Here is a 24575-nt window from a genome sequence, read left to right as displayed (position 1 = left end):
TTATACTACTTTGAACATGGCACCAACCTTTGGTTATTCCCGACTTTTCATGTAGGGAGATGCCTAAGGCGACTGCTCACTGTTTTTGTATGAAGCCTTCAAGATTTCAAGGTCTTCCATCAATTTTTCGATTTCCTCGGTTTTAGTACCATCATAAAAACCACGTATTCTACGTTCTTTATCAACTAGAATGAAATTTTCGGTATGGATCATATCAAAAGGTCCTCCATCCCCATCTGTCAAAACAGCCAGATAAGATTTACGGGCCAGTTCGTATATCTGTTTTTTGTCCCCGGTCACTAAATTCCATTTGGCATCGATTACCCCTTTTTCAAGGGCATACTTTTTTAGTTGGGTCACAGAATCTATATCAGGGGTCACCGAATGGGAAAGTAAAAGAACATCATCATCTTCCTTGATGTCTTCTTGGATCGTTACCATATTCCTGGTCATGATGGGGCATATGGTAGGGCAGGTGGTAAAGAAAAAATCCGCGATATAGATTTTACCTTCATAATCTTTTTGGGTAACGGTCTTCCCGTTTTGATTGGTCAACGAGAAATCAGTAATGGTATGGTATTTCTTAACATGTTGCACAGTACTGTCAACAAGATCTGTATTCACCATTGAGGGCTGGTAAATAGTCAGTGTTTTCTTCGGTTGAAGGGCATTATAGAAGAGTACCATGATGATTACCGAGATGATCGAAAACACAATAGCGAAGAGTTTATATTTACCGAAGAAGGAACGCATAATTTTTTTCGCAAAGGTACGTTAGTCCTTTTCAGCTATCAAATAGTAGGGAAGCAATAGCTGCTAAATATTTCATAAAAAGGAAGCCGGTATTGTAGTTTCTTTTTATAAGACCTTGTAAAAGTGTACTTTTGTGCGTTCAATTTTAGAAATTATTAATGAGTCCTATTGTTATACAAGTCATACAATTCTTTTTAAGCCTGTCCTTATTGATCGTGCTCCATGAGTTGGGACATTTTATTCCTGCCAAGATTTTCAAGACAAGGGTAGAAAAATTCTACCTATTTTTTGATATCAAATTTTCATTGTTCAAGAAAAAAATCGGTGAAACCGTTTATGGTATCGGTTGGTTGCCTTTAGGGGGGTATGTAAAGATTGCCGGTATGATCGATGAGAGCATGGATACCGAGGCGATGAAGGAAGAACCCAAAGAATGGGAGTTTCGCAGTAAACCGGCTTGGCAACGTTTGATCATTATGTTAGGTGGGGTAACGGTAAACTTTATATTGGCGGTCATCATTTATGTGGGATTGGCTTTTGCCTATGGGGACGAATATATACCTGCCGATAGTTTAAAGGATGGTTTTTGGGTTACTGAAAAGACGCTTGGGGATAAACTCGGGGTGCAAACGGGAGATAAGATTTTGGCCGTTGATGGCAATAAAATTGAATTTTTTAGAAACATCTTACCAGAAATCGTTTATGGTGAGACTATGACTATTGTTCGGGACGGTAGGACCTTTGAACAAGAGATCCCTGTCGATTTTATCGCTACTCTTTCTGAGGATAGGGATAAGGTACGATTCTTAAACCTTAGGGTTCCTTTTATTATAAAGGGACTGTCGAAGGGTTCAATTAATAAGGGGGTCGATTTTCGGGAATTTGATGAGGTCATCAAAATCAATGATATAAGTGTAACCTATTTAGACGAGGCTACACCGATACTGGAAGAAAACAAGGGGAAAGATGTCATAGTTACGGTAAGAAGGCCTGGGGGTAGTATTGAATCGCTACAGGCAAAAGTAAGTGACGAAGGTGTTTTAGGGGTAGCCTTGGGCGCTTTGACAATGAAAGAGATTGCCGAAAAAGGTTATTTTGATATTGAGACTAGGGAATATACATTTTTAGAGTCCATACCTGCAGGAATAGATAAAGGCGTTAAGACCCTAAATGATTACATCAAGGGAATGAAGAAAATCTTCAATCCAGATACCGGGGCCTATAAGGAGGTAGGCGGTTTTGCTGCCATAGGGGGACTTTTCCCTGAAAGTTGGGACTGGCCGGTTTTTTGGAATACCACCGCATTCATTTCTATTATCCTTGCCTTTATGAACATCTTGCCCATCCCCGCATTAGATGGAGGTCACGTGACATTCTTGTTGTACGAAATGGTTACGGGAAGAAAACCAAGCGATAAATTTTTAGAGACCGCCCAAATGATCGGTTTCCTAATTTTGATCGCGTTATTGCTTTTTGCAAACGGCAATGATTTATACAAATGGTTATTTAAATAGAGAATGCATTTTTTTGTTGGGCGTATTTGAAAAAACTTTTATATTTGCACCCGCTTTAAGCAGTTAAAGTAACATTAATTCCTCCTTACCTGCCTGCCGGCAGGCAGGGCTCAGAACTGAGCTTCACATTGACCGGCATAGGATTAAAGAGGGTTAAAAGTCAAAAAAAGACTGTAAAATATACATATTCCTCCTTAGCTCAGTTGGTTAGAGCATCTGACTGTTAATCAGAGGGTCCTTGGTTCGAGTCCAAGAGGGGGAGCTTCAAAATCAGGCAGTTACATGAAAATGTAGCTGCCATTTTTATTTAATGGCGTGCTTTTGGCGTGCTTTTTTTAATATGGTATCTGATCTATTATTCTTCAAAACTCAGGTTAATTCCAAGTTCATGAGTAATTCTCTCACGAATCTAAATCGGTTTTGAAACAATTTTATTCAATCCCAAATTGTTTTTAGACTTAAATAACATTTGGTTTACTTCAGATTGTTCACTAAATATGATTGTTCATTGTCAATGAACATTTTAGAATAATGAACATTAAAAACATGAATCCTAACAATGACGTTATTTATGAGGCCACCTCTAAGCTAGAGCAACTTATCCATATTCCCATTGAAATAAATAGTAGGGAAGAGGATTACGAAGCGATACTAACTATTAAAGGACAACAATTCATTGTTGAGTCCAAATCTAAAATAAGAACGTCGAATCGAGGTTTGATACTTTCCCAGTTGGAACAATTAAAGAGGCAAAGCGACCGACCTATTATCGTTATTGCTGACTTTATCGAAAAACGCTACTAAAGCACTAAAAGACATCGGTTTCAACTATATCGTAACCGCAGGTAATGCCTTTATCAAACACGAAGATTTAGTCTTTCTTATAGTGGGTCAAAAGAAAGCTGGTAATGAAAAAACGAATCAACCCCGTTCCTTTCAATAAGCAGGTTTAAAAATGCTCTTCCATTTGTTGTCAAAAACGGGGCAACTTCAGGATACGTATCGTACAATAACCTATAAAGCTGATGTCTCTTTATGGTCTGTCAGTTTTGGTTGTGTAATATCCTTTTTTTCTTAAATATTCTGGGAATGCCTTGACATACATTACGGCGGAATAATTGGGGACACCTTCTCCCATGAGCCTGGGGTCTATTGCCTGAGTTCACATATGCTGCGTGCCTATCGAGGTAGGATACATCCCCGTTATAATTGACGATCGACTTGGAGAACACCCCCTCGCAGTTGTATAGGCCTTGGTATACTTCACCCCCTCACTTGCCAATTGATCGATATTAGGTGTTTTTACGAGGGAGTTTCCAAAGGCTCCAATATAGGGCGAAATGTCTTCACAGGTTATCCAAATAATAATTAGTTGTTCTTGCTGGGAAAATACTGGCAGGACAAAAAAAATGTATAGTACAAGAGCTTTTTCATTATCGATTTGGTGCTTGCAACCGATACCTACGGTACTGTTATATGTTATTTGATAAGGATTCTATAAATCGAAACTAACCTCCTCGCTTTCTTCCCACCCATAACGCACTGCCTTGGCAGTAATCTTTCCTTTTTCCTCAGTAGTGAATGGTGCAGTATAGAGTAACCAGGGACCGTTGTTTATTTGATATCCGATCGAGGCGCCAATTTCTTCTGAGGTAATCATAATTTTGCCGTTTCGTACCGAGATTTTAGGTATGGGGGTTTCTTCTTGATGACCCTGAGGTTGAAATCGTTTGACCATTTCATCCTCTGGGACGTCGCTCCAATCACCGATATTTTGTAGCCATTCATCCAATGCATTCCTCATGTGCTTTAGATCTGAACTATAAACGGTATCGTTGCTAAGATCATGCAATTCGAAAGGGTCATTTTGAATATCGTACAAGCGTTCTTCACCTGGAGCTTCAAACCATTTTAATTGATCGGCATTTAATTTTCCTTCGGCTTTTAATCTCCACATTTCCCTCATAATTTCCAGGTTATCCCTAAATGCCAAATGAAAACCTTCGGCCTGTTCAGGATACCAACTCCTGATGTATTTAAAACGATGGTCCCTTACCGCCCGTTGGCGGTCATCGATCTCGTCGATCCTATCACGGGCGGCATAAACATAAGATCTGGGCATTGTATCGTTTTCAATATCAAATCCCTGTAAATAATCTGGCTTACTGGCCTTAGCGATACCCAAAAATGTGGGTGCAAGGTCAACAAAGCTTACCAAACGATTATCTACCGTTCCCGGTTTCATATTCTTTGGTCGATATGCTTCAGGCCAATAAATAACCATTGGTACTTTTATGCCCGAATCGTAAAGATCTCGTTTTGCCCTTGGCAAACAATCACCATGATCCGTAGTCCATATTACAATGGTCGAAGAAGCCAGTCCGTCTTTTTCGAGTCTATCCAAAACATCACCGACAACCTTGTCCATTGCATTTATATTTGAATAAAAACGTGCGATGTCTGCTCTTACAACTGGTGTATCTGGATAATACGGTGGCAGCTTGACATCCGAGGGGTCCACCTCTTCTCCATTGGTAGCCATTACCATGGCCGGTCTAATAAGTTGCATGGCAAAATGGGTAAGGCTATTCGGTTTGTTTCCCAAAGGGGTAAAAAGCCCTGTCTCATGCGTTTCCATGAAATTCATCATCCCAAAAAATGGCTGATCATTCCTTCGGTTACGCCAAAGTTGACTATCATTGAATGCGTCCCAAATGGTAAAAGGTCCGGATCCAGGCATTGCACCACTGAACTGGTAATCTTCTTTGGCCGTATTGAATGTATAGTACCCGGCAGCACGAAGCAGTTCGGGGAACGCCTTGACTTCGGCAGGCGGGACACTTTGATACCCTCCATTTGGCCTGTTGGACGTACGCATATGCTGCGTGCCGGTTGAAATTTGGTTCATACCCAGTATTAGCCCCGCCCTACTGGGCGAGCAAACCCCCGCGGTCGTAAAGGTATTGGGAAACCTTACCCCTTTGGCCGCCAATCTATCGATATTCGGCGTTTGCGCCAGAGGATCGCCAAAGGCACCGACCCTATCGCTCATATCTTCCGCAACAAGGAATAAAATGTTGGGGCGCTCGGGAAGATCGTTGCTCACTACCTGTTTTGAATCATAGTCCCAAGTACCTAGGCTAAAGGAAGAGGCATACATATAGATTATTCCAATACCGACTAATCCAATAATGGCGATGAAAACCCAAAGCACCCATTTTAAAATCTTTCTTTTTTTTGTCACGCTTACTTAAATTATAATATTGAGTCCAACCTATTCAATTTCCACATGATCACTTTAAACCTTTTTCGCCACAATGTGGTATGATGGCCATTTTATTTTGAAATTCTCAAAAATTGAACGTAAGGTTGGTGAAGACCGTAAATGGCAAGTTACGCCTTCCCAATCTGGGGGTTCCATCGGCAGCATTGAGGTCGAGGAACTGATCGCCCCTGGTATTGCCTTCTTCCAAAGCGACCGTACTGAACAGGTTGGCCGCCGTAACGGAGAATTTCAAGTTACTGAGTATCTGATACCCCGCGCCCAGGTAAAACTCCGAATAATCTTCCAAGAGCACATTGTTGGCTTGGGTCGACCAACGACTGGAGTAATACCTGACGCCAAGAAAAGTCTCCAATTTTTTAATGTTGTACGATGCGGTCAAATCTCCCGTAAACTTTGGCACCCTTTCGGCGACATTACCGCTCCAGTCAAATTCTTGGCCCTCCACAATTGTTCCTTCAGGGGCCACGAAGCTCAAATCGGTATAAATGGGATCTTGGACCGTAGAGATCAATCTGAAGGACAGGTTGTCGGTTGCCCTATAAAATGCTTCGATTTCAGCGGAAATAGTCCTTGACGATACAAACTGCTGGATTGTCGTTAAGGTGCCGTTGGCTGCAGGAATCGTCAAAGGCTTGATTAAATCATTTACTTTGGCGTAAATCAACGAAGAAAATATTGCAAAACGAGGCGAATTATATTTTAAACCTCCCTCAAATTGATATATGGTTCTATCGTCAAGTGACTTTAGGTTTTCGATATCGGCCCCGTCGGCCGTGTAATCCCCGACCTTGATGCCATTGTATCCTCTACTGCCCCTAGCGAACAGGGCAAAGTTTTCATTGAATTTGTAATTTAGCCCCGCAGAAAGTACCCAGCTTCCCCTGGAGTCCTCAAATGGAATATCATCCCCTAAGACAAAACCCGAACCACCGGCGAATACGGGGCTTCCTTCCCTACTGGCAACGGTTCCCGACAAAGATTTATAATCATACCGGAAACCGGCATCTATTCTTAATTTATCCGATACGGTATATTCATCCGTGACAAAAAAGGAGTAGGTGTTTTCATCGCCCCTACTTCTAGTAACTCCCGAAGGGGCCAACAAGGCCGTGGGTGTCAATGCCGGCGCATTCGGGTTACCGGCAATCAATAATCTTGGCGCATTGGTTACTTCCTTAAGGATCAAGGCACTGGATCCCTCATTGTTTATTTTAAAGTTAAAGAATTCAAAACCGAGGGAAAGACTGTTTTTATCCCCGAATTTCGTGAACTCCAATCTATCTATTATATTTCTGTAATAAGCATTTCCATTGGCTATCACACCGTTCAGTCCCAATCCATTTCGATTGAGGTCGGCCACATTTTGAACTTGTGTACCATCGGTGTAATAGTAGTCCGTGTCCGGATCCAATTCCGATATTCCCACGCTTATGTCCAAATCGGTATTGTATTTAATATCGTCTATCCTAAAGTTATTCTTTAGCGTCCACCGGTTGCCTAGATCATATTTGAACTGCAAACCTCCCGATATCAAATTTGTAGAAAACCCGTCTTTTAAATCCCTGCTTACGGTCCTGCCGCTCGGCATGGTATAGCTATATTCTGTATCCACCTTCCCTATGGCACTTCCATCGTTTTGGATATCGAAACCCGGTATTTCGCCTAAATCCCCGTTTCGTTTGAAAATATATGGTGTCGGCAGATTCCAGTTAACATTGTCATTTATGTATTTGGTATATAGTTTCAAAGATCCCTTTTCAAATGTTTTTAACAAATTTCCTTTGAACTGTCCCCCTTTGTTTGCTGCGTACCCATAATCATAAACACCCACGTCGCTTCTTAAAAATCCTCCGACATTATAATATAGATTATCGGAGACAGGGCCTCCCAAGTTTAAGTCCATTCGATACAAATCCTGAACCGGGCTGTAGGTTGCCTTCGCCAGTCCCTGAAAATTTTCTGAACCGGTTTTGGTGATATTGTTGATAACGGCACCTGCCGCACCCTGCATCACTATGGGTGCGGTACCACCACGAATTGCTTCCACTCTTTTTAAAGTGGCATCGGCCTTGAAAAACTGATCTGGCGAGATCGTAGTGACGTATCCGGCCTGCACTACTGGCAAACCATCTTCCATAACGCCTACGAAGGTATAACCGGCAGCCGGAAAACCCCGTACACTAACATTGCCGGGTCCGTCACCGCCTGAACTTTCGACCCATAGTCCAGGTACCGCCTTTAATAGGTCGGCACTGTTCCTGACCACCCGTTCTTCTATTTCTTTGACCCCTACCGTAGTAATGGCCACACTGGATTCTATTTTTTTTCTAGGGTTTGTGGCACCGGTAACGACGACTTCATCCAGGCCTAACGCATCTTCCCTTAAATTTATATCAAGTTCGACGTTTTCGCCAGTCGCAAAATCCACCTCTTGTTCTTGTGTGGCGAAACCTTGATAACTTATTGTTATTACTACAGATCCATCAGGTATGTTGTTCAACTCGAACTTACCGTCAAAATCCGTCGCGGTCCCTATGGTAGTATCCTTGATGAGCACATTGGCGCCAAATATAGGGTTACCTTGTTCGTCTTTGACGACCCCGGTAATTTTTCTTTCCTGAAAGGAAATTTTTTCAATGTTGAGATTCTTACTTACTAAAGAATTCAAATTGTTTACGTTAGCTTGAGCGACGAGGGAACAGACCAAGACCACCAATAATGTAAGTATTGCCTTAAATGATTTGACCAACGAATTTCCGACGGCCGGGTATTTAATTTTTTCAATTGTTTTCATATTGTTTGTTTTTAGTTGATTTTTAATTGATTGTCTAGTATGTTAAACCAAAGCCAAAGGGATAAAGTGGATCCTTGGAATCGTATGGAACATCTTCAAATTGGTCTTCAACGGCTTTCCAGGACGATGGAAGTTCAAAAGGTAATTTGCCATTTGGGGCAACTTTGCCAAAAAGCAGGGGTGCTAAGGCCTCATCGGTCGTTCCAAAGTCGGCCATCAATGCATCGGATGCATCGTTAATCTCCGTCAATATGATGGGGCGCTCAAGATTTATAACTACTACGGATGGTTTTTTGTTAACAACATCCAGAATTTCTTTTTTTTCAGTATCATCAAAATACAAGCGGCCCTGATGGAAAAAACTTTCCATAAAACTGCTGTTTCTAGGTTCATAGGGAGAAGCAATGCGCTTTATCACAACATCGGCATCGTTTATATCGTTAACGACCGTTCCGTAAGAATTCAGGATATTTGGGTTCAACATGCCCTCGGCATAAATTTTGACGCCTTTTTTTAAGGGCAATATATTGTCATTTTTGAGCAGTATTGCCGATTTCTGCTGTGCCTCGAACCCCTTTTTCTTAAATTCTCCCTTCCCAGCAATTTGGGACGCAGCGGTAACATCTACATAAGGGTTATCAAAAAGCCCCAACCTAAATTTATCGCGCATAATGCGTTTTACGGACACATCGAGGCGAGCTTCGGGTATCGCACCTTCTTCTACAAGCTCAACCACTACCTCCGGAACATTTTCTCCCCCGAATTGGTCACATCCTGCATCCAGAACCTTTTTTACCTTTTCTTTTACGTTAAGGCCGTCAACACCCCAACCACGTGGTTCCCCAAGAAAGGATTCGGTGATTATGTTCCAATCGGTGCATACCACGCCCTCGAAGTTCAGGGAGTCCCTTAACAGGGTGGTAATTATGTCCTTGTTGAACGCGAATGCCGTATTTTCCGAAGTTTGATCGACCGGAATCCCATAATAAGGCATGATCTGTGCCGTATTGGCCTCAAATGCGCCATCTATAAATGGTATAAGGTGATAATCGAAATTATTTCCGGGATAGACTTGATCCTTGCCATATCTAAAATGGGCGTCCTCACCATCTTTTTGAGGCCCTCCCCCCGAAAAGTGTTTGGTCATGCATGCAACGCTTGTTGTGGATAATGAATCACCTTGGAAACCAAGCACATAGGCCTTTGTCATATCGGCAGAGAGCTGTGCATCCTCCCCAAAAGTTCCATTAATCCGGCCCCATCTCGGCTCTGTGGCCAGATCTGCCATGGGATGCAAGGCCAATCTGAACCCTGTGGCCAAATATTCTTGTCTAGCGATATCCCCGAATTCCCTTACCAGAACTGTATCACGCGTGGCGGCCAGACCAAGGGAAGATGGCCATTGAGAAAATGCAGGTGTAAATAGGGCAGCACCCGGATTGTTTTCCGTACCGTGCCGGGGATCGGTAGCAATGGTGATGGGAATTCCCAACCGCATGCGTTCCGCCATTTTTTGTATCCTATTATTGTACTTTGCCATTAAGTCAGCGTCCAAGGAGGCCAGCGTATTAAAACTGTTCATTTTTTGTTTGACAATCATTTCGGAATTTGAGGGCAGGGCGAAGGCCATCATGATATTGATAATGTCAGAAGACAAAAAAGGTTTTTCCAACGGCTCTCCATCGTCCGTTGTGCCGATCATGGTAATGAACATGGAACCGGCCTTTTCCTCAAGCGTCATTTGGCCCACCAGATCTTCTACCCTATCTTCAATAGGGGCGTTGGGGTGCTCGTAAACGTCCATCTTCCCATTTTTGTTCAGGTCCCTAAACGCTACCCCGTTTTTGGTTAGCTCTTTTGCCTCTGGCCCTAAAAGTGCAAGATTTTTATTTGAGGCAATTGTAGCTTTTACATAAAAAATGCCGTAAGCCAATAGTACCAATAGAAGAAGTACCCCCAAAATGCCGGCTGACCATTTCAGTATTTTTTTAAGTACTTTGTTCATTTAATGTGTTATTTTGATACAATAGTAAAAAACAAATTTTAAACTACAAAATATATTGTATCTTTTTTACACAATAACAATTTGTTTATATCTTTGAATAGGCATTTTTTATTGATGGTAGACTTATTGGCTTCATTATTTAGGTTTATTGCTTAAATTGGAATCCCCGATACCGTTGGACAAGGAACGATGTATAAAATTTAGAAAAGAATATCATGGAGAAGGAATTCCTAACAAGAGGATTAGAAGATGAAATACAAGACCTGAGGGAAATGGAGGATGCCATAGAGAATTGGCATCCGGGAAGTTCCGTCGATTGTGTCATTTTGGGATACGAAAAGCAGAAAGTCAAGGTATTGCTGTTAAAAATGGAGTTTGACGACCTCCGGATGCTGCCTGGGGGGATGATTCCAAAAAACAAGGACTTAAGGGATGCCGCTTATCATGTTTTAAAGGTACGGACAGGTCTGGAATCCGTTTTTTTGAAGCAGTTCCATACGTTTGGACGAAAAGACCGGCCCAGTATAATGGATAATTCTTTTTCTGAAAAAGGCAGGCAGTATTTAGATCACGTAAAATTAAACTATCCCAAATATTATGATTGGATGAACCGTAGGTATATCACCACGGGATATTTTGCCTTGGTAGATATAAGCAAGGTAAAAGTTGAATATAGTTCTGGTCAAATGAACGAAAAATATGATTGGGTAGCTATTGATAATATACCAGACCTGATAATGGACCATGATCGGATAATACGTAAATGTTTGGATTTTATACGGGTCCAACTAAATTATTTGCCCATAAGCATGAACCTTTTACCGGATGAGTTTACCATGAAAGATCTTCAAAAATTGTACGAAGCGTTTCTAAATGAAAAGTTGGAAAGGAGCAATTTTCAGCGAAAAATGTTAAAATTAGGGATTTTCGACCGCTTGAAGAAAAAGATGAGTGGTGCTGCAAATAAAGCGCCCTATTTGTATCGTTTTGATAAGGATAAATACAATGAACTGGTTAAAAAAGGTATTGGTGTTTTATGAATGGGCTTAACATGAAAATCCAATTTGTATTTCACAATGCCTAAAAAATCTGCTGCCAAATTTAGTCCCATAAAACGGCCGTGGCTGTTGGAGTAGTGGTCTACGCACAAAAATGGACTTCTGGACTATGGCCGATGCCATCCTGAACGGGACAGTGAACTCCTCGCACAGGATCGACCTCAAAGGGGAAAAAGGTGTGTTCAAAGAACGAATGACATTATTTTTTTATACAATTACAGTATCTTTCAAAGTGGCACTGTTTGACCGAAACAGGTGGCACGACCACTCTGAAATATCCGGCATTATTAACCAAAACTATGTACTCAATCTTAGTTGCAACAAATTTTTCCAGAACATCAGATAACGCTGTACTATATTCAGCATCATTAGCTCAACTATTAAATACAAGACTGGTGCTTTTTAATGCTTTTAAGTTGCCTATTCACGCCTCTAATGCACGAATATCAGCGACTTCAATGGATGCCTTAATTGAAAAAACCAAAGAAAAATTAAGAAAACAGGCTTTAAAATTATCCAATAAATTTAAAATTAAAGTTGAGTATCAATGTAGTTATTTGGATTTTGAACTTGAAATAGATTCTGTAATGAAATTACATAACTCAAAATTTTTAGTTATGGGAATGTCAGCCAAATCACTAGAACAAAATTTGCTGGGAAATCCAACAACAACCTTAATCAGCATGAAAAATTTTCCAGTATTGGCTATTCCTGTAAACGCAAAATATTCTGGAATACACAAAATTCTTTTTGCCTGTGATGTAATGAGTGATGTACCTTTACGAACATTGGCAAAATTAAGGAGAATTGCCATTCAGCTTAAGTCTGAAGTAACTGTGTTTTATGTAGAGAAAAAAATAAATGAACTAAAATCAGAAAACAAAGCTTATCAGAATATAGAAAAAGGTCTAGAAAATGTTACATATTTTTATAAGAAAGTGAACTCAGATGCTGTAATAAAAGCAATAGAGAAGGAGATTGACAAATCAAGTTTTGATATGTTAGTGATGATGCCAAAAAAATATGGTTTTTGGGAATCTATAGTCCATAGAAGTAAAACAAGAGTTATGGCTTCAGGTATAAACATACCATTATTGTCAATTCCAATAGAATAACACTTGAAAATAAAAGGTTGACCTCCTCCCGTATTCAGGTCAAGGTGGTCGACAGAGCGAGTCCTAGGATCGGCGGTGCAACGCACCGCGACCTTTCGGTCAAGGTCAAGATACTTTTCCCGCAGCACCTCTACGACCTGAGCGACCTGGAACTCGGGGACCAAGTCAACGACCGGCTCAGCTTCTAGCACTTCGCGGGCAGATGAAAGCAACACTACCACGGTGCTGGCTTCACGACAATATGGCACTTCAAGGAAGCTCTGGTATGCGAGGGCCTGGGGGAAAGGCTCTTTGATCGATGTCCGAAAAACTCAACTGCCCTATTATTAAGCGATTTTTGTCGACAACATTAAGATAACCATAGTATCAAAGCAAGTCAAGATCGAAAAGGGGTTTTTGCAAAGGATTCTACTAACTATTTATTGGTTCGGACTTTTCTTTTATTTGGTTTTTTTCGCTTGCTATGATTGGCTGGTATTTATTCCAGTTGGCAACAATGACCCAAATATTGATTGCAAATAATATTAATGCGATTCCAATACCTGATAGGTCGTGTACTAAATGATGGACAATTATCCCTACCATAACAGGTAGAATTACTAACGCTCCCAATGCTCTTGTTTTCGGGATTGCTGTTAAAGCTCCTCCAATGATTTCAATAAATGCAACAAGTGGAAAAATCCATTTTATTGCCATAAAACTGCCAATAATTTGCATCATTTCTTCAGACATTTCGGGCATAGGCATATAGTTGAAGAATTTGTTTAAACCTGAATTAATCATCATTAATCCGAATAGGATACATAATACTGTAAGAATCTTGTTTTTCATTTTGCGATGGGTTTTATTGATGGCACATCAAATTTAACTATTTTTGATTACCATTGGTAATCAGTTACCTTTTGGTAATCAGTTACTTTTAGGTAATCATTAAATTAATAGAGATGAAAAAAAAAGAACATAAAGAGTGTATGTCCGCTTTGGTACCTGTAAGGGACACTTTAGATGTAATTGGTGGTAAATGGAAACTTTTAATCCTAATTTCAGTTTGGGAAGGGAACAAGCACTTTAGAGAGATAGAACGGAGTATTCCAAAGTTAAGTACCAAAGTTTTGTCGAAGGAATTGAAGGATATGGAAGAAAATCAGTTGATTACTAGAACTGTTTTAAATGGCTTTCCGGTCCGAACAAAATATACGCCTACAGAACATTCTAAAACGTTAAAAAAAGTTATTTTAGAATTGCAGAATTGGGGTATTAATCATAGAAAGAAAATCTTTGGCGATAAGTCCGAAAAATAATTCAATTAGTGTGTAGTGTGATATCCTGCTGTTTTGGATTCAGCGGTATTCCTGAATAAATCTTCCAAGTTCGTTTATAGCCCACCAATGGGCTTTAAGGTCCTTGACAGCCTTGAGTAAAGGTAAAATGGTCTTTGCAGGGTTGTTTGGTGTTAAATATTCTTCTCAAGTTAAACGCTAAGGCCGTCAGCCTGAAATCCGCCGTTGCCGAGGGGATACCCTGATCGATACCTTGGTCTGGCGAATCTAAAAAAGGGGCCGGTTTCGATTCGCGGCCCGCAGGGCAATCTGGTTTTGATGCTCCTTAAACATTGTTCGTCTTGCTCGGACAAGAGGTTACCAAGGGGTACCATAGAGAAATCTTTTTAGAAATCGATAAAGCGCAACAACCAGAACACGGGCCAGCATATCAGAGCGTATGGTCTGGGTTAAAGCCATCTACCAATTTTTTATGCTCGTAATCGGCCACCATGAGCCCCTCATAATCAGTTTTTGTTCCCTTGGTAAACTTAAGTACCAATTTTTCCATTAAATTATATATTACCGGTACTATTATCAAGGTCAAGAAAAGTGAACTAATCAAACCTCCGATAATAACCCAGGCAAGACCATTTTTCCATCCTGATCCCGGGCCTGAGGCCAAAGCAATGGGAAGCATCCCGAAAACCATGGCAATGGTGGTCATCAGAATTGGGCGGAGACGTGCGTGGTTGGCCTGTATCAAAGCGTTCCTGACCGTTTCCCCCGACCGGACCCTTTCATTGGCAAAGTCAACCAGGATAATGGCGTTTTTACACACTAGCCCGATCAACATAATTATACCAAGAATGGTAAAGATGTTCAGGGAATTATTTGTTAACGCCAATGCCAGCAAAGCTCCGATGAACGATAATGGAATGGAAAAAAGAACTACGAAGGGGTGCACAAAACTGTCGTACAGGGAAACCATTACTAAATAGACCAATATGATCGCCGCCAACATAGCAATTCCTAGTGTTCCAAACCCTTCCGACTGCCTTTCTTTATCGCCTCCCCATACATAATCCACTCCCGTGGGCCGTTCGACATTTTGGAAGGCAGCTTCCCATTCATCCGCGACCGTACCGGCCGGCCGGCCAACGGACTGCCCCTTTACGGTAACCGACGCGGTTTTGTCCCGACGTTCCAATTGGCTCGGGCCTGAAGCTTCCACGATCTCGGCGAATTGTGAGAGTTTTACTTCTTGCCCTTGATTGTTTGTAAGGATCAAATCCCCTACGTCGGCAATGCTTTTTCTATCAAAACTATTGTAGCGTATGTTAATATCATATTCATATTCTCCCGCCCTGAATTTGCCATCGGTATTCCCGTTGAATGCGGTCTGCATTGTCAATCCTACCGTTTGTAACGATAAGCCTAGAGAGGTCATCTTATCCCGATCTACCTGAACATTGATTTCAGGGTTTCCCGTTTCTACGGACAATTCGATTTCCGTGGCCCCGGGAATTTTATATAGTTCCGCCTCGGCCTTTCTGGCAAAGACCATGGCACTATCCAAACTAGGCCCGGTCACGACCAAGGCCAACGGGGCTTCCTCCGCCACTCCCAAAAGACTTATAGGTACAGTCTTCACTTTGGCGCCTACCAATATTTTCTCCAAACGACGTTTTGTTTTGGCGGCAAATACATAAGAATCGTCCAGCCGTTCCTTTTCATCTACCATTTGAACGTTGATTTCGGCCTTATAAGCGGTAGCCTGTGAAGCACCTAAGCCCTCGCTGGTCTGGCCTACAGTAGTGATAAGGCTCTTGACCTCTTCCTGGGTATTCAAAAAGGCCTCTGCTTTTTGGGCCATAAAATTACTTTGTTCCAATGAGGCATCTTTCGGTAGTTCTATCTGCACCAAAAACTCGCCCCTATCCGATGCCGCAAAGAATTCACCTCCTATAAATCCTGCCCCTACCAAGGCAATCGAAGCAAAGAATATAACCAAGACGACAGACAAGGTTGTTTTATAATGATCCAGGCACCAGGTCAATAAGCCCGAGATCCAATTCGTAAAACGTTTTAATTGTGTTTCGAATTTGATTATAAGTCTACCGAACAGGTTTTTACCAGTTATATGCTCCAATTTTCCAAAACGGGACGATAACCAAGGAATAATGGTAAACGATGCCAGGAGGGACAACAAAGTGGAAATTATGATGGTCACACAAAATTGGGTAATAATTTTGGACACCAGACCGCTGCTCATGGCAATTGGAAAAAAGACCACCACAATTACCAACGTTATGGATGTTACTGTGCCCCCGATTTCAGCGGTACCGTCATAGGCCGCACGGACACGGTTTTTGCCCATCTCCATATGCCGGTAAATATTTTCGAGTACAACGATGGCATCGTCCACCAAGATACCTACCACCAAAGATAATCCCAATAAACTCATTAGGTTCAAGGTATAGTCCAACAACAAAAACCCTATAAATGTCGCGATCAACGATGCGGGTATGGACACCATTACAATTAGCGAGTTTCTTACACTGTGCAAGAAGAAGAGCATTACGATCGCTACCAATAACACAGCGATCAATAGGTCATGGATTACCGAATCGGCCGCCTCCAAGGTAAAAACAGTACTGTCATTGGCGACATTGAGCTTGAGGTCTATGGCTTTATAATCGGTCTCGAGCTGTGCTATCCGTTTCAATATATCCTCGCTTACGGCCACGGCATTGGCATCGGACTGCTTGATTACCTGCAATAGGATGGCACTTTTTTGATTTACCCTTGCAATTTTTTCGGGTGTTTTTTGACTGTCCTGAACATCCGCAATATCACCGAGCCTCACTTGGATGCCATCTTGATCCGCGACCACTAGATTGCGCAGCTCTTCAACGCTTATATATTTTCCGGCCAATCGGATCAATATTTTTTGCTGTCTGGTCTGAATATTTCCTGTGGGGAAATCCAAATTCGAGGCCAGGATGGTCTGTTGGACCTGAGGTATGGAAAGGTTATATCCCTGAAGTCGGTCGGCATCTAAATTTACCTGGATTTCCCTTTCTTGCCCCCCGATCAAATTTATCTGTGCCACACCATTGACCCGGGAAAGCAAAGGGGCAATTTTTTTATCTATCAGGTCATAAAACTTAATTTCATCCATCGTGCCATTAGCACCAATTGTCATAATCGGAAGGTCGCTCAATGAAAATTTGCTTAAAGAGGGTGTTTTGGCATCATCGGGCAGATCACTGATAATGGCATTGATCTTCCGTTGTGCATCGTTCAGGGAAAAATCAACATTGGCATCATCCGTCAAGGTAATCGCAACCGTGGAAAGACTTTCATAAGAACGCGATTCTATTTTTTTGATGTTCTCCAGGGAGGCAACCGCATCCTCTATTTTTTTTGTCACGGTATTTTCGATCTCGCTGGGCGAGGCACCGGGGTAGATAGTGGCGACGGTTATGACATTTCGGTCGAATTTGGGTATCAATTCATATCCCAGTTGGTTATAACTGAACAGGCCCCCGAGTGTAAGTATGGTAAACAGCACAATGACCAATGAAGGCCGTTTTATGGAAATTTCCGCTAATTTCATAGTATAGTATGGAATAAAATGTTTGAGGTTATTGTCGGGCTCTAGTCGATGATGTCTATCTTGGAACCGTTCTGTAGATTGATCTGCCCGGTAACTACTACGAGTTCATTGCTGTCCAGACCATCCAATATTTCGACCTTATCACCGAATATTCTTCCGGCCGTCACGTCGGTCAGTTTTGCAACTCCATCCTCGGCCACGAAAACCTGGTTACTGCTTACACTTCCCAAGAACGCATTTCTAGGAGCTAACAGTATCATTTTGCTTTCCCGGTCCCAGGAAGTAAACGTTGCCGTCCCGTACATGCCCGCCTTCAAGGCGCTGTCCGGATTGTTCGATATCTCGATTTCCACCGGAAAATTCAAACTGCTATCCGATTTCGGTGCTATAAACGTGATTTTCCCCAAGAAAGTTCTGTCAGGTAAAACACTGGCTTTCACATTTACCGGGTCGCCAACTTTTAAACTGGTCACTTGGGACTCGTTGACCGTAACCCTTAGTTTCAGTTTCGAGACATCGACAATTTCGAACATTGGCGTTGCCGCTCCCAGAACAGAACCCGGTTCGATATAACGTTTGTTCACAACTCCTTTTATCGTAGCTTTTATGTTGACATCCCCTGCATTTACCTTGGCCTGTTCCAGTCTCGATTGTGCGGTTACCAAGGTCAGCTTGGCCTGATCCATTTGTTGTTCGGTCACTCCACCGGTTTTTAGGGCATTTTCAAAACGTTTGAAATTTGTGGACGCATTCTGATAGGCCGCTTCGGCAGCGTGCAGTTCTGCCGATACCTGCTCACTTCTCACAATTGCCAAAGTTTGGCCTACTCTGACATGATCACCTTCTTCTACCAAAACCCTAACGACCCTACCTGGCTTTTCCGCAGAAAAATCCAGTTCTTTAAAGGGCTCAAAATTGCCATTCGCTGTAAAATTGAGGGAACTGGTTTCCGTTTTTACCGTATCCACTTTTACGGCGACGCTAGCGTTTTTCTGTGCAACGATATCTGTCTTTGCTTGATTTTCCTGTTTATTGTTCATTAAGGTAAAGGCGATCAGGGCCAATGCCACTACAATTACAAATATGTATATTATGTTCTTTTTCATCGTGCTTATTAATTTGTTAATGTCATTAATTCCCCTTTGGCCTTCAACAAAAGGATTTCTGCCAGTTTGTATTGTAAAATTGCGGTGTTAAAGTTGTTCCTAGCCTCGGTCAAGGCGTTTTCTGCATCCAGTAGATCCGTTAGCGGAGCCAAACCTTGGACGAAATTGTTTCTGGTATTGTCCAATACTGCCTGTGCCAACCTGACATTTTCGGTTTGATTGTCGATGGTCGCAATACTATTGTTTATTTGGGTTCGGGCATTTTCGTAATCAAGGTCCAAGGCCAATTCGGTATCCTTGATATCCTCTTGTAAGATCTGCAGATCGATATCGGCCTGCCTTACTTTGGAACGCGTCCCAAAACCCGCGAAAATGGGAATTTTCAAATTCAATCCTATCGATGAAAAATCGGACCAATATACATTGTCCTCCGGCTTTTTGAACCAGGGAAGATCCGGGCCTTGGCCAAGATAATTGTACCCACCTGTCAGGGAAAGCGTTGGATAAAATTCAGCCTTGACAGCCATTTTCTGGTAGGTCAGCAATTGTTCCTGCTTTTTAAGAAGCAGATACTCCGTTCGGTTCTCAGTATCCATGGATGAAGCTGCCTCACTTGGTCTGAATTCGAACTCGATTTCCGGAATTTCGATTTGTGCGGTTATGGGCATACCCATAAAAAATTTCAGGGTATTTTCTTGAAGCTGCAGCGCATTGATTATCTGGAGCTGTTGGATCTCGAAATTTGAAATTTTTACAATGATCCTGTCCAGATCGATTTTCTTGGCCAGCCCATTTTGATACTGACCCTCAATGATATTTTTTGCCTTGATCGTGTTTACCAATGTACTATCGAGTACCTGAAGGTTTAAACGTTGTAGATATACCTGATAGTAACTATTGGCTACTTTTTCTATTACCTGCTCTTGCGTCAATCGATTATTGATCTGATAAAACTCACGGGTAGTTTTTGCGGCTTTTAAACCTGTGAAAACCGATTGGTCAAATATGGTCTGGTTCAACGAAACACCGAAGATCGAATTCCATTTTTGGCCCAAAGTTGCCTGTATAATGGTGCCCGGTTGCCCAAATGAACTTCCATCGATCACATTGGTCTGTAGAATGGGATTATAGACCAAACTACCGTTTCCTGTGATCTGTGGCAATGCCCGCGAACGAACTTCCTGGATTTGGTACTCACTATTTTCAATGGCCAACTTCGATTTTTGTGCATCGGCCTTGTTTTCAAGTGCATAGCTAACGGCCTCCTTTAGGCTAAGCTGTTTTATTTCTTGGGCATTGACTATGCAAACAAGGCATAAAAGGGAAATACTTAAAATTTTTTTGATCATAAACGGATACGTATTTAATGGGAAGAAATTTTTGGATGTCCTATTTTTTATGCATAATTCTTTATTACACAAAGCCTAGGAGCCGTTTCTATGTATGCTATAGATACATCTTGCCAAAGCCACTGGATCCTTTTGTTCACTTTGGAAAAGTTCCACGTCTACTACAGCGGTCGCCTTACCACTTTTAACGATCTTTGCCTTGGCCAAAATATAACCTTCAACGGTAGGATGGAGATAATCGATCCGCATATCCAAGGTATTTATCCTGTCCTGTAAGGAATCGAGGGTCGTCGCTCCGGCAGCTCCTCCTGCCGTATCGGCGATAGCGGCCAAAATACCCCCATGCCATCGTTTTTGCAGATAGTCTCCTATAAATTCTTTCTTAAAAGGGACTTTGATGATCACGTACCGAGGTCTGATCTCCATGATTTTCAGTCCTAATATTTTATTGGCCGGCATCATGTTTTCAATGGCATGCTTTAGAAACGAATGGTCATCTTGCCCTTTTTCCCGCATTATTCTGATTTTAAAAATTAAAGGAATAATATTTTTCTTTTGCAAATATAAATACTATTTTTGACTTTATAACTAAAAAAGTCAAATGGACAACGGTAAGAGTGACGATGTTTTTTTGTCAATACTTGATTCCGCCGAGAAAAGATTTTGCCGTTATGGCCTAAAAAAAACAACAATGGCAGAGATTGCCGGAGATATAGGTCTATCAAAAGCATCACTTTACTATTACTTCCCCAATAAAGAAGAACTCTTCAAAGAAGTAGTAAGTCAAGGACATAAAACACTTTTAAAAGAGTTTGAAGGCCTCCTTTCTTCAGGTGTTCCCGCAGAAGACTTATTGCATGGTTATCTAGAAAAGCGACTGATCTACTTTCGCGAATTTGTACATCTCAGTGCTTTGAGCCTGGAATCCATAAACAGCTTAAAGCCCGTGTACGCCCGGCTATTTGAAAACTTTCGCAAAAAAGAAATACGACTAGTGGGTGAAATATTGGCAAAAGGTATAGCCGCTCAAGATTTTCAAAATCTTGATGTCGCCTATTTTTCCGATTTGTTCATTGCAATCTTCCAAGGGTTGCGGCACAATGTAATTGTTAAAAAAGATACCGTAAATATCACGGAAACAGAGTATTCTTTATTGAGGAAACAATATGAAAGCGCATTTAATATGTTCATGAAAGGAATCAAAAAATAAATTATGAGTGTAAAAAAAATAGTTATCTGTTGCCTGTAAAATTATAAATTTTATGAAATGAAAAACAATATGCTGCCCAAAATCAGGTATTTGCCTTTTTATGCAATCTCGGTACTGCCGATGCCCGTTCTGTACGTGTTATCAGACATGTTGTTTGTAGTGGTCTATTACCTAATGAAGTATAGAAGGAACGTGGTATCGGACAATATCAAAAAATCCTTTCCTCAAAAACCACAGATCACACGGAGAAAAATCGAAAAGGACTTCTATCGGTATTTCTGTGATATACTTGTCGAATCCATTAAGACATTGACCATCAGTAAAAGGTCGGCGATGAAACGTTTGCGTATAGAGAATCCGGATTTGGTAGAATATTATTTGGGCGAGAAAAAGAATATTTTGCTTTATACGGCCCATCAGGGAAATTGGGAATGGCTGATATTCCTACCCCTATTTTTTCCATACCGGGCAAATACATTTTACAAACCGATTAAAAACCACTATTTCAACGACCTATTTAAAATTATCAGAGAGCGATTTGGTGTGCATTGCATTGAATCCGCCAAGGGATATAGGACCATTATCGACCTTGAACGGAAAAATGTCCTTATGATGAACTGCATCATCGGTGATCAAAGCCCCGTTAGGATCAATACCAAACATTGGTGCCAATTTTTGAATCGGGAAACGGCCTTTTTTGTAGGGGCCGAAAAGCTTGCCAAAAAAACCGGTGAAGTTGTTCTGTTTCCTTCTTTCAAAAAAATAAGAAGAGGGTACTATGGACTACGTTTTAGTTTAATTACGGACAATCCCGTTTCCATGAGAACCAATGGGATTGTAGAAGAATATGCAGAGGCCTTGGAAAACGTAATCTTGAATTCGCCGGAACTTTGGCTATGGAGCCATAGAAGATGGAAGTTAAGTGCCTGAACATGGGATTTTAAAGTTCCCGGCATTATCTGGTCTATCCAAAAAGTTATTGAAATTTAAGACCAATTATATTTGACTAGAAAGAACCGTGACAAAAGGATTAACGACCTAGTGCTATTTATCATTTTGGTAATCCTTATCATATTCGCTATCGTTGTAAATACGTAAACTTTATATTGTCTTAATAATTTTCCCAAATGATCAGTAAATCCGAACTTGTCGCATGCTCCGCCTTAAACTTCGCTCAATTTGGGAGCAAACGTTTCACACTCGATGAGTTGGCAAATCAGTTTGGCATATCAAAGAAGACCATCTACCATTATTTTAATAAAAAAGAAGAATTGGTTCAAGAGAGTACTGCCTATCTGTTGCAAAGCTATTCAAGGGAGATTCAAGAACCTGAGATTGCTCTCTGTAAAGATCCTCTGGAAAAGATCATTCTGATATACAAAAAGGGTTTCGAACATTTAAAATATTTCAGTCCCACGTTCCTTTTCGGGCTAAAGAAATATTATCCGAAGGCCTATGATCTCTATTATAGCTTTCGAAATGATTTGGTAAATGAAACTATTTATGAACTCTTTGTCGATGCACAAAAATTGGGCTTTGTTGTAAAAGAGGTGAACTTGAGATTGGTTTGTGAACTGTATTTTTTGAATTTGAACGCTATCGCTTTTGGTAGATCCAGTCTTTTTGATAAATATACCCAGCAAGAGATTCTACAACATCTCATAATCAACACCATAAAAGGAATTGTGACCAAAGATTACACCAATAAGTTTATCCAAAAATAGACTGACAAATGTCATTTGGTTAAAAAGTATTTCAAGGTAAATTTGGTTGAAGCGAAAACGACCTAATATAAATGCTTGCTGCAATGAAAAATTTACTAATACCAACGGATTTTTCAAAGGATGCCCAAAAAGCAATCGACTATGTCATTCACATTTTTAAAAAGGGAAGAATGTATTTTTTATCTGTTGCATGCCTATATCATTCTTCCGTCCTCCCCTGATAATAGGGACAATTACAAACAAAAACTTGAAGAGCTAGCCGATAAACTTGACACTAGGAATCATAGTCCACAACATAAATTCAAAGGCCTGTTTGTATTTGGTTCTCTTTCCAACGCTTTGGAAGAAACTATACTGACCTACAAAATAGATTATGTGTTTATAGGTACGAAAGGATCTACGGCAATGCGGGAAATGTTTATGGGCAGTAATACGTTTAGGACGATTAAGACTGTTGATTCATGCCCTGTAATGGTAGTACCGAACAACCTGACATTTTCTACCGATGAAATAATGTTTGCAACGGAATTTACGGACAATCCTGATGACTATGAGTTGACCCCAATGCTGGATATAGCACGTATTTGGAATTCAACCATTATAGTTGTGCATATTGAGAACAGGAAAGAACTAAATGCTGGTCAATTAAAAAATAAAGAACGCCTTGAACAGCGACTGAAGGGATTGTCCCATAGGTTTCAGGAGGTCAAAGAAGCCGTTTCGGTCACCAAAGCATTGCACCGCTTGGCAAATGAAAACAAAAAAGTCGGGCTGATTGCAATGGTAAGGCATAAGCATAGTTTTTTTGTAGAAATTTCCCGCGAATCTGTTGTGAAAAAAATGGCGTTCAAGGCGGAAGTTCCTCTTTTGGTCATACCCAATATCAATTAGTATTTTACACCTTTAAAGTACAGGTCTAGGTGGGACTCCGACTTTATTGGGCGGTATTATTTTTAAACACAAACAAAATTCTCATGAGTTCCCTTAATTAAAAAAGCTAAGAATATATTTCACCTTTGCCTCGTTGACCAGTTTCCCTTTTTCCAAAATATCTTTTCCGTACCTAGTTTTGAAATGGTTTCCGCTTAAAAATTTTAGGTTTATATGGTGCCATTCCAACTCGTTCACCTTCATTATCCCATTGACAGCCCATTCCCTTCGTAGTAGCAGTTTTTTAAAGAAAAAATTGGGCGTGCCGATATGGAAAAGGTCGGCGTCGCATAAAACCTCGGAATACTTGTTCTTAGGACATTGTGGCATTTTGGTAGCATCGATACACTCAAGGACAGTATCCAACCTATCAGGATCATATTGCATTTTCTTTAAAAAATCAGAGGCCAATGCTTTGCTGACTTCCTCATGACCAATATAGGTTTTGGAAAGTCCGGTGTCGTGGAACCAAGCAGCTATGAGAATTGGCTCGGTTTCATCGTCCGTGAATCCAAGATATCTGGAAATAAGCCTTACATTATTCACTACTTCCTTGGTATGTTCTATATCATGAAAGGGAAGTTTGGTACAGGAACCGTTTAAAAGTAGTCGAGTACAATGGTCTTTAGCTTTATCAATCATAGTAGTACTTTTACGATTGCGCAAAAGTTTTTTTGCTTTATTGGTGTTTGGCATTTTGACCTAATTAATTAACGATGGATATATACTAAATCTTATTTGAAGATATGAGTTTAACATCAATTTATGTAGAAATAAGAGCATTGGGGTAGTGGAGAATTTAAGTACAATTCTTCATTTATGAGCCAAAGTTTTTCGTGAATTCAAATCA

Annotated in this window: 20 protein-coding genes and 1 tRNA gene; 10 read left to right on the top strand and 11 right to left on the bottom strand. The window is 40.9% G+C overall.

Translation table 11 applies throughout. The features are described from left to right. Window positions 1-63: 63 nt before the first annotated feature. A complete protein-coding gene (locus tag HPE63_RS06810; protein WP_188313503.1) occupies window positions 64-753 on the bottom strand; it encodes an SCO family protein in 690 nt (229 codons plus the stop codon). Between the two features lie 158 nt (window positions 754-911). On the opposite strand from HPE63_RS06810, the gene rseP reads away from it, so the two are divergent. The 3 genes from rseP (at window position 912) to HPE63_RS06795 (ending at window position 3071) form a co-directional block, all read left to right on the top strand. Next, the gene (gene rseP, locus HPE63_RS06805; protein ID WP_188313502.1) at window positions 912-2267 is read left to right on the top strand and encodes an RIP metalloprotease RseP; all 1356 of its coding nucleotides are present in this window, start codon (window positions 912-914) and stop codon (window positions 2265-2267) included. Between the two features lie 188 nt (window positions 2268-2455). Next, window positions 2456-2529, top strand: a tRNA-Asn gene (locus HPE63_RS06800). A gap of 284 nt (window positions 2530-2813) precedes the next feature. After that, window positions 2814-3071 (top strand): hypothetical protein, encoded by a 258-nt coding sequence (locus HPE63_RS06795; protein ID WP_188313501.1) that lies wholly within the window; start codon window positions 2814-2816, stop codon window positions 3069-3071. Window positions 3072-3429: 358 nt separating this feature from the next. On the opposite strand, the gene HPE63_RS18640 is transcribed toward HPE63_RS06795, so the two are convergent. The 4 genes from HPE63_RS18640 to HPE63_RS06775 form a co-directional block, all read right to left on the bottom strand. Further along, window positions 3430-3624: a sulfatase-like hydrolase/transferase gene (locus tag HPE63_RS18640; protein ID WP_394355017.1), complete on the bottom strand. Its 195-nt coding sequence runs from the start codon at window positions 3622-3624 to the stop codon at window positions 3430-3432. 138 nt (window positions 3625-3762) lie between these two features. After that, window positions 3763-5511 carry a sulfatase family protein gene (locus HPE63_RS06785; RefSeq protein ID WP_188313500.1) on the bottom strand — a complete coding sequence of 583 codons (1749 nt, stop codon included), beginning with the start codon at window positions 5509-5511 and terminating at the stop codon, window positions 3763-3765. Window positions 5512-5617: 106 nt separating this feature from the next. Further along, the gene (locus HPE63_RS06780) at window positions 5618-8347 is read right to left on the bottom strand and encodes a TonB-dependent receptor (RefSeq protein WP_188313499.1); all 2730 of its coding nucleotides are present in this window, start codon (window positions 8345-8347) and stop codon (window positions 5618-5620) included. A 34-nt stretch (window positions 8348-8381) separates the two neighbouring features. Next, window positions 8382-10352: a glycoside hydrolase family 3 protein gene (locus HPE63_RS06775; RefSeq protein WP_188313498.1), complete on the bottom strand. Its 1971-nt coding sequence runs from the start codon at window positions 10350-10352 to the stop codon at window positions 8382-8384. A 215-nt stretch (window positions 10353-10567) separates the two neighbouring features. Here HPE63_RS06775 and HPE63_RS06770 point away from each other — a divergent pair, with 215 nt between their 5' ends. Continuing rightward, complete coding sequence (locus HPE63_RS06770) at window positions 10568-11392, top strand: NUDIX hydrolase (protein ID WP_188313497.1); 825 nt, start codon at window positions 10568-10570, stop codon at window positions 11390-11392. Window positions 11393-11652: 260 nt separating this feature from the next. Next, window positions 11653-12525 (top strand): universal stress protein, encoded by an 873-nt coding sequence (locus HPE63_RS06765; RefSeq protein ID WP_188313496.1) that lies wholly within the window; start codon window positions 11653-11655, stop codon window positions 12523-12525. 411 nt (window positions 12526-12936) lie between these two features. On the opposite strand, the gene HPE63_RS06760 is transcribed toward HPE63_RS06765, so the two are convergent. After that, window positions 12937-13356 (bottom strand): DoxX family protein, encoded by a 420-nt coding sequence (locus HPE63_RS06760; protein WP_188313495.1) that lies wholly within the window; start codon window positions 13354-13356, stop codon window positions 12937-12939. A 113-nt stretch (window positions 13357-13469) separates the two neighbouring features. On the opposite strand from HPE63_RS06760, the gene HPE63_RS06755 reads away from it, so the two are divergent. Then, the gene (locus HPE63_RS06755) at window positions 13470-13826 is read left to right on the top strand and encodes a winged helix-turn-helix transcriptional regulator (RefSeq protein ID WP_188313494.1); all 357 of its coding nucleotides are present in this window, start codon (window positions 13470-13472) and stop codon (window positions 13824-13826) included. A gap of 409 nt (window positions 13827-14235) precedes the next feature. Here the strand turns inward: HPE63_RS06755 and HPE63_RS06750 are convergent, their stop codons facing one another. From HPE63_RS06750 to HPE63_RS06735, 4 genes are all read right to left on the bottom strand, one after another. Further along, window positions 14236-17406, bottom strand: coding sequence for an efflux RND transporter permease subunit (locus HPE63_RS06750; protein ID WP_188313493.1), 3171 nt, complete (start codon window positions 17404-17406; stop codon window positions 14236-14238). A 41-nt stretch (window positions 17407-17447) separates the two neighbouring features. Further along, a complete protein-coding gene (locus tag HPE63_RS06745) occupies window positions 17448-18512 on the bottom strand; it encodes an efflux RND transporter periplasmic adaptor subunit (protein WP_188313492.1) in 1065 nt (354 codons plus the stop codon). Between the two features lie 8 nt (window positions 18513-18520). Next, window positions 18521-19858, bottom strand: coding sequence for a TolC family protein (locus HPE63_RS06740; protein ID WP_188313755.1), 1338 nt, complete (start codon window positions 19856-19858; stop codon window positions 18521-18523). Between the two features lie 78 nt (window positions 19859-19936). Beyond that, on the bottom strand, window positions 19937-20377 hold the full coding sequence (locus HPE63_RS06735; RefSeq protein WP_188313491.1) for a PaaI family thioesterase: 441 nt from the start codon (window positions 20375-20377) through the stop codon (window positions 19937-19939). 85 nt (window positions 20378-20462) lie between these two features. Between HPE63_RS06735 and HPE63_RS06730 the strand changes: the two genes are divergently transcribed. From HPE63_RS06730 to HPE63_RS06715, 4 genes are all read left to right on the top strand, one after another. After that, entirely contained in the window at window positions 20463-21071 is a 609-nt protein-coding gene (locus HPE63_RS06730) for a TetR/AcrR family transcriptional regulator (RefSeq protein ID WP_188313490.1), read from the top strand. Between the two features lie 57 nt (window positions 21072-21128). Then, window positions 21129-22001 carry a lysophospholipid acyltransferase family protein gene (locus HPE63_RS06725; protein WP_188313489.1) on the top strand — a complete coding sequence of 291 codons (873 nt, stop codon included), beginning with the start codon at window positions 21129-21131 and terminating at the stop codon, window positions 21999-22001. Window positions 22002-22198: 197 nt separating this feature from the next. Continuing rightward, entirely contained in the window at window positions 22199-22795 is a 597-nt protein-coding gene (locus tag HPE63_RS06720) for a TetR/AcrR family transcriptional regulator (RefSeq protein WP_188313488.1), read from the top strand. Window positions 22796-22936: 141 nt separating this feature from the next. After that, window positions 22937-23686, top strand: coding sequence for a universal stress protein (locus tag HPE63_RS06715; protein WP_188313487.1), 750 nt, complete (start codon window positions 22937-22939; stop codon window positions 23684-23686). 93 nt (window positions 23687-23779) lie between these two features. Here the strand turns inward: HPE63_RS06715 and HPE63_RS06710 are convergent, their stop codons facing one another. After that, a complete protein-coding gene (locus tag HPE63_RS06710; protein WP_188313486.1) occupies window positions 23780-24367 on the bottom strand; it encodes an HD domain-containing protein in 588 nt (195 codons plus the stop codon). Between the last annotated feature and the right edge of the window lie 208 nt (window positions 24368-24575).

It is taken from the genome of Maribacter arenosus (assembly GCF_014610845.1).
GTDB classification, from domain to species: domain Bacteria; phylum Bacteroidota; class Bacteroidia; order Flavobacteriales; family Flavobacteriaceae; genus Maribacter_A; species Maribacter_A arenosus.
This window is presented reverse-complemented; position numbering and strand designations above follow the sequence as displayed.